Origin of the sequence: Lactobacillus helsingborgensis (assembly GCF_000970855.1) — a bacterium.
Classification (GTDB): domain Bacteria; phylum Bacillota; class Bacilli; order Lactobacillales; family Lactobacillaceae; genus Lactobacillus; species Lactobacillus helsingborgensis.
On the sequence record NZ_KQ034046.1, the window covers coordinates 835,108 to 848,050 of the forward strand.

Annotated in this window: 14 protein-coding genes and 1 pseudogene; 14 read left to right on the forward strand and 1 reads right to left on the reverse strand. The window is 36.6% G+C overall.

All coding sequences use genetic code 11. The annotated features are described in order from the left end of the window. Positions 1–54 precede the first annotated feature (54 nt). The 14 genes and pseudogenes from ileS to JF73_RS09820 all read left to right on the forward strand — a co-directional run. A complete protein-coding gene (gene ileS / locus JF73_RS03885) occupies positions 55–2,844 on the forward strand; it encodes an isoleucine--tRNA ligase (protein WP_046327051.1) in 2,790 nt (929 codons plus the stop codon). Beyond that, positions 2,844–3,050: a cold-shock protein gene (locus tag JF73_RS03890; RefSeq protein ID WP_038522352.1), complete on the forward strand. Its 207-nt coding sequence runs from the start codon at positions 2,844–2,846 to the stop codon at positions 3,048–3,050. Before ileS ends, JF73_RS03890 begins: the two co-directional genes overlap by 1 nt. Before the next feature lie 14 nt (positions 3,051–3,064). Next, a complete protein-coding gene (locus JF73_RS03895) occupies positions 3,065–3,637 on the forward strand; it encodes an NUDIX hydrolase (RefSeq protein WP_038522355.1) in 573 nt (190 codons plus the stop codon). Beyond that, on the forward strand, positions 3,630–3,962 hold the full coding sequence (locus tag JF73_RS03900; protein ID WP_046327052.1) for a hypothetical protein: 333 nt from the start codon (positions 3,630–3,632) through the stop codon (positions 3,960–3,962). The genes JF73_RS03895 and JF73_RS03900 overlap by 8 nt, the downstream gene beginning before the upstream one ends. An 18-nt stretch (positions 3,963–3,980) precedes the next feature. Further along, positions 3,981–4,676: a 5'-methylthioadenosine/adenosylhomocysteine nucleosidase gene (locus JF73_RS03905; RefSeq protein WP_046327053.1), complete on the forward strand. Its 696-nt coding sequence runs from the start codon at positions 3,981–3,983 to the stop codon at positions 4,674–4,676. A gap of 4 nt (positions 4,677–4,680) precedes the next feature. Next, positions 4,681–5,832 (forward strand): cysteine desulfurase family protein, encoded by a 1,152-nt coding sequence (locus JF73_RS03910; protein WP_046327401.1) that lies wholly within the window; start codon positions 4,681–4,683, stop codon positions 5,830–5,832. Positions 5,833–5,885: 53 nt separating this feature from the next. Next, a complete protein-coding gene (locus tag JF73_RS03915) occupies positions 5,886–6,227 on the forward strand; it encodes a DUF1831 domain-containing protein (protein ID WP_038522367.1) in 342 nt (113 codons plus the stop codon). 5 nt (positions 6,228–6,232) lie between these two features. After that, positions 6,233–7,357 (forward strand): tRNA 2-thiouridine(34) synthase MnmA, encoded by a 1,125-nt coding sequence (gene mnmA, locus JF73_RS03920; RefSeq protein ID WP_179853375.1) that lies wholly within the window; start codon positions 6,233–6,235, stop codon positions 7,355–7,357. A gap of 121 nt (positions 7,358–7,478) precedes the next feature. Further along, positions 7,479–8,135, forward strand: coding sequence for a histidine phosphatase family protein (locus JF73_RS03925; protein WP_046327054.1), 657 nt, complete (start codon positions 7,479–7,481; stop codon positions 8,133–8,135). Then, positions 8,132–8,779 (forward strand): tetratricopeptide repeat protein, encoded by a 648-nt coding sequence (locus JF73_RS03930; RefSeq protein ID WP_046327055.1) that lies wholly within the window; start codon positions 8,132–8,134, stop codon positions 8,777–8,779. The genes JF73_RS03925 and JF73_RS03930 overlap by 4 nt, the downstream gene beginning before the upstream one ends. Next, positions 8,772–11,150 carry an SF1B family DNA helicase RecD2 gene (gene recD2 / locus JF73_RS03935; RefSeq protein WP_046327056.1) on the forward strand — a complete coding sequence of 793 codons (2,379 nt, stop codon included), beginning with the start codon at positions 8,772–8,774 and terminating at the stop codon, positions 11,148–11,150. Before JF73_RS03930 ends, recD2 begins: the two co-directional genes overlap by 8 nt. Positions 11,151–11,161: 11 nt before the next feature. Next, positions 11,162–11,557: a DUF1828 domain-containing protein gene (locus JF73_RS03940; RefSeq protein ID WP_052727774.1), complete on the forward strand. Its 396-nt coding sequence runs from the start codon at positions 11,162–11,164 to the stop codon at positions 11,555–11,557. Between the two features lie 103 nt (positions 11,558–11,660). Next, on the forward strand, positions 11,661–11,825 hold the full coding sequence (locus JF73_RS09710; RefSeq protein WP_179853376.1) for a P-loop NTPase family protein: 165 nt from the start codon (positions 11,661–11,663) through the stop codon (positions 11,823–11,825). Continuing rightward, positions 11,777–11,996: pseudogene (locus JF73_RS09820) on the forward strand (IS3 family transposase); the annotation flags it as partial. The gene JF73_RS09710 and the pseudogene JF73_RS09820, both read left to right, overlap by 49 nt. On the opposite strand, the gene JF73_RS03945 reads toward JF73_RS09820, so the two are convergent. Then, complete coding sequence (locus JF73_RS03945) at positions 11,993–12,943, reverse strand: diacylglycerol/lipid kinase family protein (RefSeq protein ID WP_046327057.1); 951 nt, start codon at positions 12,941–12,943, stop codon at positions 11,993–11,995. The pseudogene JF73_RS09820 and the gene JF73_RS03945 overlap by 4 nt on opposite strands.

Genomic DNA, 12,943 nt, shown 5'->3' on the forward strand with positions numbered 1-12,943 from the left:
AATTAACCTCGCCCTAATTTTAGGACGAGGCTTTTTTTACAGAAAGGAATAAAAATGCGAGTGAAAGATACTCTTAATTTGGGTAAGACCAAATTCAAAATGAGAGGAAATTTGCCTGTAAGAGAAGCGCAATGGCAAAAAGAATGGGAAGAAAACAAATTATATGAACAGAGATTAAAGTTAAACAAGGGTAAGCCTCGTTTTGATTTGCATGATGGTCCTCCATTTGCTAATGGCAATATCCATATCGGTCACGCTATGAACAAGATCTCTAAGGATATTATTGTTCGTTTTAAAAATATGAACGGCTACTATGCTCCTTACGTTCCTGGCTGGGATACTCACGGCTTACCAATTGAACAGCAACTGACTAAGCAGGGTGTTGACCGCAAGAAGATGAATCTGGCAGATTATCGTCAGCTTTGTCAAGATTTTGCTCAAGAAGAAGTCAAAAAGCAAATGGCTGACTTCAAGCGCTTAGGTGTTATGGGTGATTGGGATCATCCGTACATTACTTTTCAGCCTGAATACGAAGCAGAAGAAATTCGTGTTTTCGGTAAAATGTTCGAAAAGGGCTATATCTATAAAGGTAAAAAACCTGTATATTGGTCACCTTCAAGTGAGTCAACTTTAGCTGAAGCCGAAGTTGAATACCATGATATCAAGTCACCATCAATTTATGTTTCTTTCCCTGTTAAAGATGGCAAAGGTCTTTTAGACCCACAAAACACTTATTTCTTGATTTGGACAACTACACCATGGACTATTCCTACTAACCAAGGAATTACTGTAAATCCGGGCTTTGATTATTCAGTAGTTCAAGTTGACGATAAGCGGTACGTTGTTGGTACTGATCGATTAGAAGTAGTTGCTGAAGAATTGGGCTGGAATGACTACAAAATTACCCAACACCTAAAGGGTAAAGATATGGATCGTATGGTAGCTAAACACCCACTATATGATCGTGATTCTTTAGTAATGAATGCTTTGCATGTCACTGCCAGTGATGGTACAGGTCTAGTTCATACAGCTTCCGGCTTTGGTGAAGATGACTATAATGTAGCGCAAAAATATGGCATTCCCGTTTATAGTCCAATGGACAATAAGGGTTGCTTTACAGAAGAAATTGAAGATCCTGATTTAGTAGGATTATTTTATAATGATGCAAATAAAGTTGTCAGCGAAAAATTAAAGAAGTCAGGCAATCTACTGAAATTAAGTTTCTTTACCCACTCATATCCACATGATTGGCGTACAAAAAAGCCTGTAATTTATCGTGCTACTACCCAATGGTTTGCATCAATTGATAAGTGTCGCCAGCAAATTCTTGACCAAATTGATCAAGTTAATTTCACTCCTTCTTGGGGTAAATTACGTTTGCATAACATGATTAAAGATCGTGGCGATTGGGTAATTTCAAGACAGCGGGCATGGGGTGTGCCTTTGCCAATCTTTTATGCAGAAGATGGCACTCCAATTGTTACGCCAGAAACTATTGAACATATTGCCCAGATTTTTGCTAAAGAAGGCTCTAATGCTTGGTATAAGAAAACTGCTAAGGAATTATTGCCTGAAGGTTTCACTTCTGAGCATTCTCCAAATGGTAAATTTACTAAAGAAACAGATATTTTAGACGTATGGTTTGATTCAGGGTCTTCTCATCAAGCCGTATTAGCTAAAAGACCTGATTTGCGTTTCCCATGTGATCTTTACCTTGAAGGCAGTGACCAATATCGGGGCTGGTTTAACTCCAGTTTGATTACTTCTGTAGCAGCAAAAGGAATTGCTCCATATCGTGGTATTTTATCTCAAGGATTTGTTCTGGATGAAAAAGGACATAAAATGTCCAAATCTTTGGGTAATGTAATTTCACCAAATGATGTCATCAAGCAAATGGGTGCAGAAATTATTCGTTTGTGGGTCGCATCTGTTGATACTACTTCTGATGTTGCAGTTTCACAAGATATATTGCGTCAGACTTCAGAGAGTTACCGTAAGATTAGAAATACATTCCGCTATATGTTGGCCAATACTTCAGATTTTGACCCACAAGTCAATCGTGTAGAATATCAAGATCTCAACTCAATTGACCAATACATGGAAGTATGTCTTAATGATTTGGTTAAAATTTGTCTTGACAGTTATGAACGTTATGACTTTAATAATGTTTATAAAAAAGTATTCGCATTCATTTCAAATGATCTGTCTGCCTTTTATTTAGACTTTGCTAAAGATGTGCTTTACATTGAAAGTCAGAATAGTCATGCAAGAAGATCAATGCAAACTGTTATCTATGATGCTGCCGTTAAATTGGCCAAAATTTTGACACCAATTTTGCCACACACAATGGAAGAAGTTTGGTCTTTCCTTAAAGAAAAGGAAGATTACGTTCAACTTGCAGAAATGCCTCAGGTTGAGACATATTCAAACCATGATGAATTGACTGAAAATTGGCATAAATTCATGAACTTACGTGATGATGTCCTAAAAGTTCTTGAAGAAGCTCGTGATCAAAAACTAATTGGTAAATCATTTGAAGCTGCGGTTACAATTTATCCAACAGCTGATATGCAAACAGTTTTAACTAAACTGAACGCAAACTTTAGACAAATTTTAATTGTTTCTAAATTAACTATTGCTTCAGGTGCAGCACCTGAAAATGCGCAAAAATTGCCAAATGGTGCTTTTATAGTTGAACATGCTGAAGGTGAAGTTTGTCCACGTTGCCGCATGATCAAAACAGACATTGGTGCAGATAATAAAATACCTATGCTGTGCGGAAGATGTGCTAAGATAGTTGAAGAAGATTACCCCGAAGCAGTTCAAGAAGGCTTGGAAGAATAATGCGTTACGGTAAAGTAAAACAGTTTGACCGAAACAGCAGTTTTGGTTTTATCACCGATGATGAAAATCAGAAATCATATTTTGTTTTTTATACAGCTATTAAAGAAGAAGGTTATCGCCGCTTGCAAGTTGGTCAAAAAGTTAAATACCAACTTGCTCAAGGTAAAAATGGCTTACAATGTGTCAACGTATATTTAGCTGATTAACAGGAAAGTGAATAATGGATTTAACAGAAACTGAAATCTCTTCAAAACAAATTTTTACGGGTCGTATTGTCGATCTTTCTGTAAGAACGATTAAATTGCCCAATGGTGAAACTGCCTCGCGGGAAGTGGTAAAACATCAACCTGCTTCAGCTGCTATCGCAGTGAATGACAAGCAGGAAATGTTGCTGGTCGAACAATGGCGTGAACCGATTAAAGAACTGACTTTAGAAATTCCTGCTGGTTTAATTGATGATACTGATGCTAGTCCACTGGATGCAATGAAACGAGAGCTGAATGAAGAGGGCGGCTATCATGCAGATTACTGGGAGAAAATTACTGAATTTTATTCTTCACCAGGCTTTACTGACGAAAAGCTCTATTTATTTTATTGCGATACATTAACAAAACTGACTGATAAAAAGGCGCTCGACCCAGACGAGTTTCTTACTAGTCATTGGTTTAATTTAGAAGAGTTGAAACGTCTTTCAGCAGAAGGTAAAATTGTTGATGCCAAAACGTTGTATGCCATGAGTGTATGGGAAAATATGCTGCTGACAGGCGCTGATACTAAGGAACAAAATGACTGAAAAACGATCTGATTACCGTAAAAAATTAAAACGGCAAAGGGGTAAGAAGGTTCTAAACTCCATCAAGTCTGCTTTTGATGATAGTGATGAAAAAGTTGATGTTAATCCTGAATTTACCCGTGATGCGGATGAAGTTGTGCACACAAACGAGCAGGTTAATGCAGAAACTGGCGAAAAGAAACGAAACTCTCCCAATAGAGAAGCTAAGTCACAGTCACCTACAAGTCAGGAAAAAGCTTTAAAATTAAAGGGCAAACTCAACCGTGCCATTTTAATTGTGGCTGTTTTAATAATTTTGGTATTATTTGCGTTATTTCACTTATAAAATTAAACGAGGGTAAAAATGAAGATAGCAATTATTGTCCCAATGGAAATTGAGGCTGAATATTATCGTAAGTATTTTCACTCTGGTCACAAAGAAATGTTCGGATCTACTACATTCGAGCATTTTTGCGTTAATCAGAATGATGTGTATATAGGTTTGAGCGGAATAGGCAAAGTGCAAGCAGCTATGAATTTAGCTAGTTTACTAAGTCTAGTTGATATTGATTTAGTTTTTATGACCGGTACTGCTGGGTCTTTACAAGATAGTGTTCATAAAGAAGATTTAATTTTGGCAAGTGCTTTTGCCTATCATGATGCCCATAACACTTTGGCTGGTGATTATGTTGAAGGGCAAATACCGGGCGAACCGGCGTTATTTAACTTAGATTCAACTGCTAGAAGTAATTTTGCCCAATTTTTACAGAAAGAAAAGATTGATTATCAAGAAGGATTAATTGTTACAGGCGATTCCTTTATTGGTTCTCAAGTACAAAAAGATAAAATCAAGCAGAATTTTTCTACTGCTTTAGGAGTAGAGATGGAAGGAGCTGCTTTTGCTCAAGTAGCTTATCATTTTGAAAAGCCCTTGATTGGCTTACGTGCCATTTCAGATAATGGTAACCAAGATGCTAACGGCGATTTTGACCATTTTGCTCAAAAGGTTGGTGCAAAAGCCGCTAAAATAATTTGTTCATACATAGAGAAGATGGCTTAAATTGATGACAGAAGTTTATTTAGACAATGCTGCTACAACACCAATGTCAGATAATGTAATTAATGTTATTACGGCTGAAATGAAAAATGACTTTGGTAATGCTTCAAGTACATATGAACTAGGACGAAAGGCTCGTCATGTTGTCGACTTAGCCAGACAAAAAGCGGCACACGCGATAAATGCTTCAGAAAGTGAAATTATTTTTACCTCTGGAGGCTCAGAAAGCAATAATACTGCAATTTTTGGTACAGCACATAGTCGCCAAAATATCGGCAAGCGTATCATCACAACGAAAATTGAGCATCCGTCCGTTTTAAAACCAATGCAGCAGTTGCAACGGGAAGGCTATGATGTCGTTTATCTGGATGTTGATGAAAATGGGCGTATTTCTTTAGCAGATTTAAAAGAGGCACTTACTCCTCAAACTATTTTGGTTTCAATTATGGCTGTCAATAATGAAATGGGTACAATCAACCCTTTGGCGGAAATTGGGGCTATTGTAAAGCCAAGTAATGCTTATTTTCATGTTGATGCAGTCCAAGGCTTAGGTAACATTGACTTAGACGTAGAGAAAATGAATATTGACTTATTGTCAACTTCTGCTCATAAAATAAACGGACCCAAGTTTTTAGGCTTTTTATATGAAAGAAATGCAATTAACTTGCCGCCGTTAGTTTATGGTGGTGAACAGGAAACCAAACGCAGAGCTGGCACTGAAAATGTTCCCGGAATTGCCGGCTTTGGTGAGGCTATCAGTGAAATTGCTGCTATAGATAAAGGACAACTGCAAAAGAAATATCAAAAGCTGCAAGGTATAATTTTAAATCAACTTGAAGAAGCTCAATTAGACTTTCAAGTAAATGGCGGCATTAAAGAATACGATTCACATCATATCTTAAATTTGTTTTTTAATGATATTTCCACCACCCTTTTACAGACAAATTTGGATTTAGCAGGTTTTGCGGTTTCCGGTGGCTCTGCCTGCACTGCAGGATCAATTGAGCCTTCACATGTACTAGTTGCTTGTTTTGGTAAAAAATCGCCAAGAATTAATGAATCTATTCGGATCTCTTTTGGACGCTTCACTACGGAGAAAGAGGTGCGCGCTTTTGCAAATCAGTTGGTTAAAGTTGTGAGCAAGCTCCAAAACAAATAAAATAATTGCTTTTTAAAGCAGATATGCTTATTATTAGTAAGTGAGGTAAAATTATGGCAAATACAGTTATTATTAATGGTGATACACGCAAGTTTACTCTTAGCCCGGATTTAAAACTCTATGCGTTAATCGATGCGGGCTTTGTTAAAACCGTTAAAGGTAATTTTAGTTATGAACATCCGCTTTATAATGAATCGCCATACGATGCCCCAACTAAGTTAAAAATGACCATTAATAAAGAAATGTCTCATTTAACAATGGTTGTGACTGATAAAAATGGTCTGCAAAAGGTTAATATTTTTAAGAATAAGCAATTAGCTCCTACAGTTGAACTTTTAGACTATATTTTGAAAGATTTAGAGGAGCGAAATATTATTGTTGCAGTGAAGGATTGATTAATTTGGCAAAAAGCAAAACAAGAGTTGTTGTTGGTATGAGTGGAGGAGTTGACTCCTCGGTTTCTGCCCTTCTTTTAAAAGAGCAGGGCTATGATGTTATCGGCGTCTTCATGAAAAATTGGGATGACACCGATGATTCAGGTGTTTGCACTGCGACTGACGATTATGAAGATGTTAAAAGGGTGGCCGATCAGATTGGCATTCCTTATTATTCTATCAACTTTGAAAAAGAATACTGGCACCGCGTTTTCGAATATTTTTTAAATGAATATAAAAAAGGGCGCACACCAAACCCTGATGTTATGTGTAATAGCCAAATTAAATTTAAATCATTCTTGGAATTCGCACTCAATCTTGACGCTGATTATATTGCAATGGGTCATTATGCCAAAACCTTTAAGGACAAGAATGGCGTTACCCATATGATGCGTCCTAAAGATGGTAATAAAGACCAAACTTACTTTTTAAGTCAGCTGAGCCAAGAACAAATTAGTCGTGTGCTATTTCCATTAGCTAACCTGACTAAGCCGCAGGTGCGTGAGATTGCACTTAAAAGTGGTTTAGCCACTGCTAAGAAGAAAGACTCAACTGGAATTTGCTTTATTGGTGAAAGAAACTTCCGTAAGTTTTTGAGTGAGTTTTTACCTGCCCAGGCTGGAGATATGATCACACCAGATGGCAACGTTGTTGGTCACCATGCCGGTTTAATGTATTATACTATTGGTCAAAGATCAGGTTTGGGGCTTGGTTCAACTAAAGAGTCAACAGCACCTTGGTTTGTAGTTGGTAAAGACCTGCAAAAGAATCAACTGATTGTTCAGCAGGGCTATGACAGTAAATTGCTCTATGCGACGGAGCTAGAAGCTAGTGATATGTCATTCTTTACTGGCCAACCCGAGCATGATTTTGAGATCCATTGCACTGCTAAGTTCCGTTACCGTCAGCCTGATGTTGGTGTGACTGTATCGTATGATGCATCAAACAATAAGGCAAAAGTTTACTTTGATGAGCCTGCTCGTGCTGTTACTCCAGGACAAGCATTGGTTCTTTATCAAGGCGAAGAATGCTTGGGTGGCGGCAATATTGATTGTGCTTACCAGAATGAGCAGCAATTACAATTAGTTTAATTTTAGCTATCAAAGGGAATGTCTTCGGCATTTCCTTTTTTGCTTGCTCCTACTCTTTTTCTTTTAAACAAATTAAATGATAAACTAGAAACTAATAGCAACAGAAAAGGATAATTATTTAATGCAGATTTATTTTGTCAGACACGGTAAAACAGAATGGAATTTACAAAAACGTTTTCAGGGGGCACACGGTGATTCACCACTTTTAACTCAAAGTCTAATTGATATCGGCAAACTGGCTGGTTATTTAAGAGGAACAAATTTTGCCGGCATTTATACTAGTCCCTTAAAAAGAGCAAAAACTACGGCAGAAAATTTCGCTGAAATTTCTGGTTGTAAAGCCCAAATAAATGTAGATGAACGTTTGCGCGAGTTTGATCTGGGAGCGATGGAAGGACTCACTTTTTCTGAAGCCGAAAGTAAATATCCCCAACAAGTTGATGATATCTGGAATCAACCTGCAAAATATGATGGTCACAGTATTGGTGGAGAAAATTATCCGGAAGTAATTGCTCGGGGATTAAGTTTTGGCCAAGAAGTAGCTCACAAGTATCAAGATGATGATAAAGTGTTAGCAGTAAGCCATGGAGCAGCTCTAGGAGCAATTATGGGTGGTTTATTAGGTTACCCGCTAGCTGATATTAGGAAAAATGGCGGTTTAAGCAATACAAGCCTTACTATATTGGAAACAAAAGACAAAGGGCAGACCTTCAAAGTTTTGACTTGGAATAAAACAGACTTTTTAGACAGAAAAATGGTGGATTCTGATTCGTTATGACAACAGACAAAAAAGCTGCAGGAGACTCAACTCCTGTTAAAAAGAGAGTACATGAATTAATTAAGAAAATTGATGCTCACCCGCATGATAGTGCAAACTACTTAAAACTTGCTACCTATTTAACTGAACAGGGTAGTAGCGATCAAGCAGCTGAACTGCTTGAAAAAGCTAAGAACTTAGTTGCTTATCCCCAGGATTTAGATTATGATCTGGCAGTATGTTATTATATGCAGGGTAAATTTGACCAAGCACTCAGTTTACTCAAGCAAATTCCTAATGATGATTTAGTTTTATATCAAAAAGCATTGGTATTTTTTAAAATTGGGCAGAACCAAAAAGCTCTGGCCTATGCACTGACTATTAAAAATGTTGATGCTAAAGTCTTAGAGTTAATCGGCGATATTTGGTTAAGTTTAGGAAATTTGAAAGAAGCAGAAATGAGTTATAGCAAAATTCCTACTACAAAAAGAACAGCCAAAAGCAATTTTATGTTGGGCATCACCATTTTAACTAGAAGTCGCAAAGAAGCTGAAAAATACTTTGCTAGGTCAAAAGAGCAAGACCCCAAATTTTTTAGTAAAGAGCAAAAGCAGTATGCTTCAATCTTGAAATTAGTAAATGAAGCGAGAAAGAAAAATGACTGAATTTACTGGCAAAATTAATCGAATTGTTTTCGAAAACGACCAAGATCTTTATAAAATTCTTGACGTTTCGATCATTGGTCAATTGGAAAATTACGACCGGGATGACATTAAAGTCACCGGTAATTTTGGCGATGTTCAAATAGGAGCAACTTATAGTTTTACCGGTAAGTTGACAGTACATAATAAATTCGGTTTGCAGTTTCACTGCGAAAATTATAAATTGGCCTTGCCACATGAAAAGGGCAGTTTAATTAATTATTTAAGTTCAAATAAGTTTCCCGGAATAGGCAAAAAAGCAGCTGACACCATCGTATCTGATTTAGGGATGGACGCACTGAATGTATTAAAAGAAAAACCGGGGAAAATTGCTACTCTGTCTTTAACTAAAAAGCAAAAGGACAGTTTGCTCAGCGGAATTAACTCAATGGATTCTTATTCGGAAACAGTTTTGCAACTAGCTCAATTTGGCTTAAATAAAAAAGTGGCGGGAAGACTTTATCAACTTTATCATGGCGAAACTTTAACTAAATTGGAAGAAGATCCATACGCCTCAATTGCTGAAGTGACAGGTTATGCTTTCAAAAGTGCCGACCGTATTGGTCAAAAGTTAGGAATTGCTGCTGCGGATCCCAAAAGAGTTAATGGTGCAATTTTTCAAATTTTACTTGATGAAGTAGGAAAAGAAGGCAATACCTACGTTAAGTTGGAAAAGCTTCTGACCGATGCTAAAAAACTACTACAGATTAACCAGTTTAATGTCATTGTTGACTGCGTCAATAACTTGCAGCATCAGGGTAAAGTAGTTGTGTTGGGCAATCATGCAGCTCTGCAAGAAATATTTGAAACTGAAACAGATATTGCCAATACAATGAAAAACTTGGTTGAAAAGAGTCAAGCGACTGCAAAATATAGTGACAAGGAACTTAATCAGGCGATAACTAAGGCCGAAACCAAATTAAAAATTAAATATGATGCAACACAAAAAGCTGCTATTAAAAACGCTCTGACCCATCCTATTTCAATATTAACAGGTGGTCCCGGAACTGGGAAAACAACTATTATCAATGGTATTCTATTAGCATTGCGTGATTTGGCTGAAATACCATCATCAGCTTTATATAGCTCGGACCCACCGTTTTTACTAGCTGCGCCCACTGGTCGTGCCGCAAAAAGGATGGAAGAAATAACTGGTATTACAGCTAAAACTATTCACCGGTTATTAGGTTTAGGAATTGGTGAAAATGATGCCACCGATTTGAACGAACTCAATGGGGAAATTTTAATTATTGATGAAATGTCAATGGTAGATATGTTTTTATTTAAACAGCTTGTTGCCAGTATTAATGAGACCAAACATATTGTTTTTGTTGGGGATAAAGACCAGTTGCCATCTGTGGGAGCGGGAAATGTCTTTAGTGATTTAATTAAGTCGCAAGCTTTTCCGACTACTGTCCTCAAACAAATTCATCGGCAAGGAGACGATTCAAGCATTATTACGCTTGCCCATGATATAAATCTTGGACAGAATAGTGCGGCCTTGTTTAAGAAAACCAAAAACTATTCTTTTATTTACTGCCCGCCTCATGAAGTTTCTCATGTTGTAAGCCAAATAGTTGAGCGCGCCCTAGCAAAAGGGTTTAATCCGGATGATATTCAAGTTTTAGGAGCAATGTACCAAGGCGATGGCGGAGTAACTAATTTAAATAATGTAATTCAGGCAATAATTAACCCTGCAAAACCTACCAGCAAAATACTTGAAATTCATGATGAGAAGTTTCGCATTGGCGACCGCATTTTACAATTACAAAATAATCCTGAAAAAGATATCTATAATGGTCAAATAGGTAAAATTTTAGCAATTGATAATGATAATGCCCAAAAGTGTATGGTTGCTGATTTTGATGGTAGAGAAATTACTTTTAGCAAAAAAGATCTTTTTGATGTAACTAGAGCTTATGCAATTACAATACATAAGGCACAAGGCTCGGAATTTCCGTTAGTAATTCTGAGCCTGACTATGCAAAATTACGTCATGCTGAAACGTAATCTGTTATATACAGCAGTAACTCGTGCTGAAAAAAACTTGGTTTTGATTGGTGATCCGCGTGCTTATGAGATGGCCTTGAATAACTCAGGTAATGACCGCCAAACTGGTTTAACTGCTAAATTGCAAACGGCGCTGAATGTAAAAGTTGACCCTAGCGCAAAGGAAAAGTCCGATAAAAATAGAGATGAGCAAGATCTAGCAGAAACTGACACACTTGCACCTCCAAAACAAGATTATATTTTAACCCCTGAATTGATATATTCAGGTCAAATAGACCCGATGATTGGGATGCAAAATATTAAATTAGAAACTAAAACGAGATAGGAATTTAAAAAATGGTGCATGAAAACGCTGATTATTCTAGTTTGATCCTGCAAAAAGATATTACTAAATGGATAACACAACATACTAAAGTCTTAGAATTTGGGCCAGATACCCTTGAAATCGAAACGATTTTAAAAGATTCCTTTGGTGAGACTGTCTACTGCTTTGTCGAAAAGAATCAAAACGGTAGTTTCGATATTAATGATGACGGACGTGCATTATTTAAGTTGGATCCAAGTGCCAGTGATGCCGAACTAATAGATGCAGCGGCAGATTTGGTCTTTAATGCAGGATTTTCTTTTAACGCTGAAAATGGTGTAATCAGTTGTGAAAGTGACCTGGAAGACTTAGTAAAAAATATCATGCAGTTAGCCCAAATAGAAGTAAATGTATCATATTTAAATTAAGAAAATGAATTTAAATAGTATTTTTTATTGCCATTTTAAAAAAATAATGATTAAATCATTGTTATATTTTTAATTATAGCCTAATCATTAAGGAGCGAAAAATATGGCAATAATTTTTGAGCGGGTGAAGAAAAACTACGGCAAAAAGCCGGTCTTTTATGATCTTAACTTTAAATTCCCCTTGGAGCACACAGTGATTGGTTTGGTAGGACCTAACGGAGTGGGAAAGTCAACCAAATTGATAATGCTTCTGAGAAAGGCTTCTTAGGGATACTCAAACGAGAAATGTTTTACGGTCTTGAAAAGCAATATAAAAATCTCACTGAATTAGAAGATGCAATCAGAGACTACATTGAACATTAGAATCATATTCAAATTAAAAGGACTAACTCCGATTGAATATCGGAGATTAGTCCTTTTTTTAAATGTATTAAATTAGCGCAATAAATTAAAACAAGATACGGAAAATTCAACATTAAAAGTATTGCGTTTAATTTCCTCACCATCTACTTGAGCATATTCTTTTTGCCTAGTTTTAACGGTAATTTTTTTAGCTTCAAAATAATGGAATTGGGGATCATAAACATGGGAACCATCTTTAAGCAGATTAATAAATAATTTGACTAATTTTTTCAAACCAAATTTTTCTACTACTACAGTGTCAATTCTATGGCTGTCAATTTTTGCGCTAGGTAAAAGAGGCAAGCCACCACCTAAATAAGGGTGGTTAGTTGTTGTGACCAAGAACGCATCATCAAAATGGAACTTACGCTTATTAGTTTCAATATCGACACTAAAAGTATCCTGTCTAGTAACACTTGCCAGAACGTTATATCCGTAAATCAATTTTCCTTCATTAAATCTGTTCAGTAATTTTTTTAATTTGGAAATATTGCTATTGTGATTAACAAAAGCATCAAAACCAACACCGAAACTATTGGCAAAGTAGTATTTTTTATCTTTATTAATATCAGGAAAAACAAATGAACCACAATCAATTTGATCGGGCTTAACTCCGCCTTTTAAGCGATCAAGTAAAATTTTAGGATCAGCAGTTAAATTGGCTGCACGCCCGAAATCGTTTCCTGTACCAGCGGGCAAATAAGCGATAGGTGTGGCAGGATTACTTGAACGCTTAATGCCATTAAGCACTTCATTGAGTGAACCATCTCCACCGATTACTAATAAAATTTCATTTGAAGAATGTGGTCGATTACCATAGTCTTGAGCGATGCGAATTGCCTCACCAGCGTAATCGCTTGTTCTAGTATCAAAATTAATATTATTATTTATGAGTAATGCAGTAATTTCTTCAAACACAGACTTAGCATGACCGTTGCCTGCAGTTTCATTTACTAAAAGGTGTATCTTTAATTTATTGTTCAT

Coding starts and splice junctions, on each gene's coding strand:
- JF73_RS03890 (WP_038522352.1), top strand. CDS start 2,844: ATGCGTTACGGTAAAGTAAAACAGTTTGACCGAAACAGCAGTTTTGGT.
- JF73_RS03895 (WP_038522355.1), top strand. CDS start 3,065: ATGGATTTAACAGAAACTGAAATCTCTTCAAAACAAATTTTTACGGGT.
- JF73_RS03900 (WP_046327052.1), top strand. CDS start 3,630: ATGACTGAAAAACGATCTGATTACCGTAAAAAATTAAAACGGCAAAGG.
- ileS (WP_046327051.1), top strand. CDS start 55: ATGCGAGTGAAAGATACTCTTAATTTGGGTAAGACCAAATTCAAAATG.
- JF73_RS03940 (WP_052727774.1), top strand. CDS start 11,162: ATGGTGCATGAAAACGCTGATTATTCTAGTTTGATCCTGCAAAAAGAT.
- JF73_RS03915 (WP_038522367.1), top strand. CDS start 5,886: ATGGCAAATACAGTTATTATTAATGGTGATACACGCAAGTTTACTCTT.
- JF73_RS09710 (WP_179853376.1), top strand. CDS start 11,661: ATGGCAATAATTTTTGAGCGGGTGAAGAAAAACTACGGCAAAAAGCCG.
- JF73_RS03910 (WP_046327401.1), top strand. CDS start 4,681: ATGACAGAAGTTTATTTAGACAATGCTGCTACAACACCAATGTCAGAT.
- JF73_RS03925 (WP_046327054.1), top strand. CDS start 7,479: ATGCAGATTTATTTTGTCAGACACGGTAAAACAGAATGGAATTTACAA.
- JF73_RS03905 (WP_046327053.1), top strand. CDS start 3,981: ATGAAGATAGCAATTATTGTCCCAATGGAAATTGAGGCTGAATATTAT.
- JF73_RS03945 (WP_046327057.1), bottom strand. CDS start 12,943: ATGAACAATAAATTAAAGATACACCTTTTAGTAAATGAAACTGCAGGC.
- JF73_RS03930 (WP_046327055.1), top strand. CDS start 8,132: ATGACAACAGACAAAAAAGCTGCAGGAGACTCAACTCCTGTTAAAAAG.
- recD2 (WP_046327056.1), top strand. CDS start 8,772: ATGACTGAATTTACTGGCAAAATTAATCGAATTGTTTTCGAAAACGAC.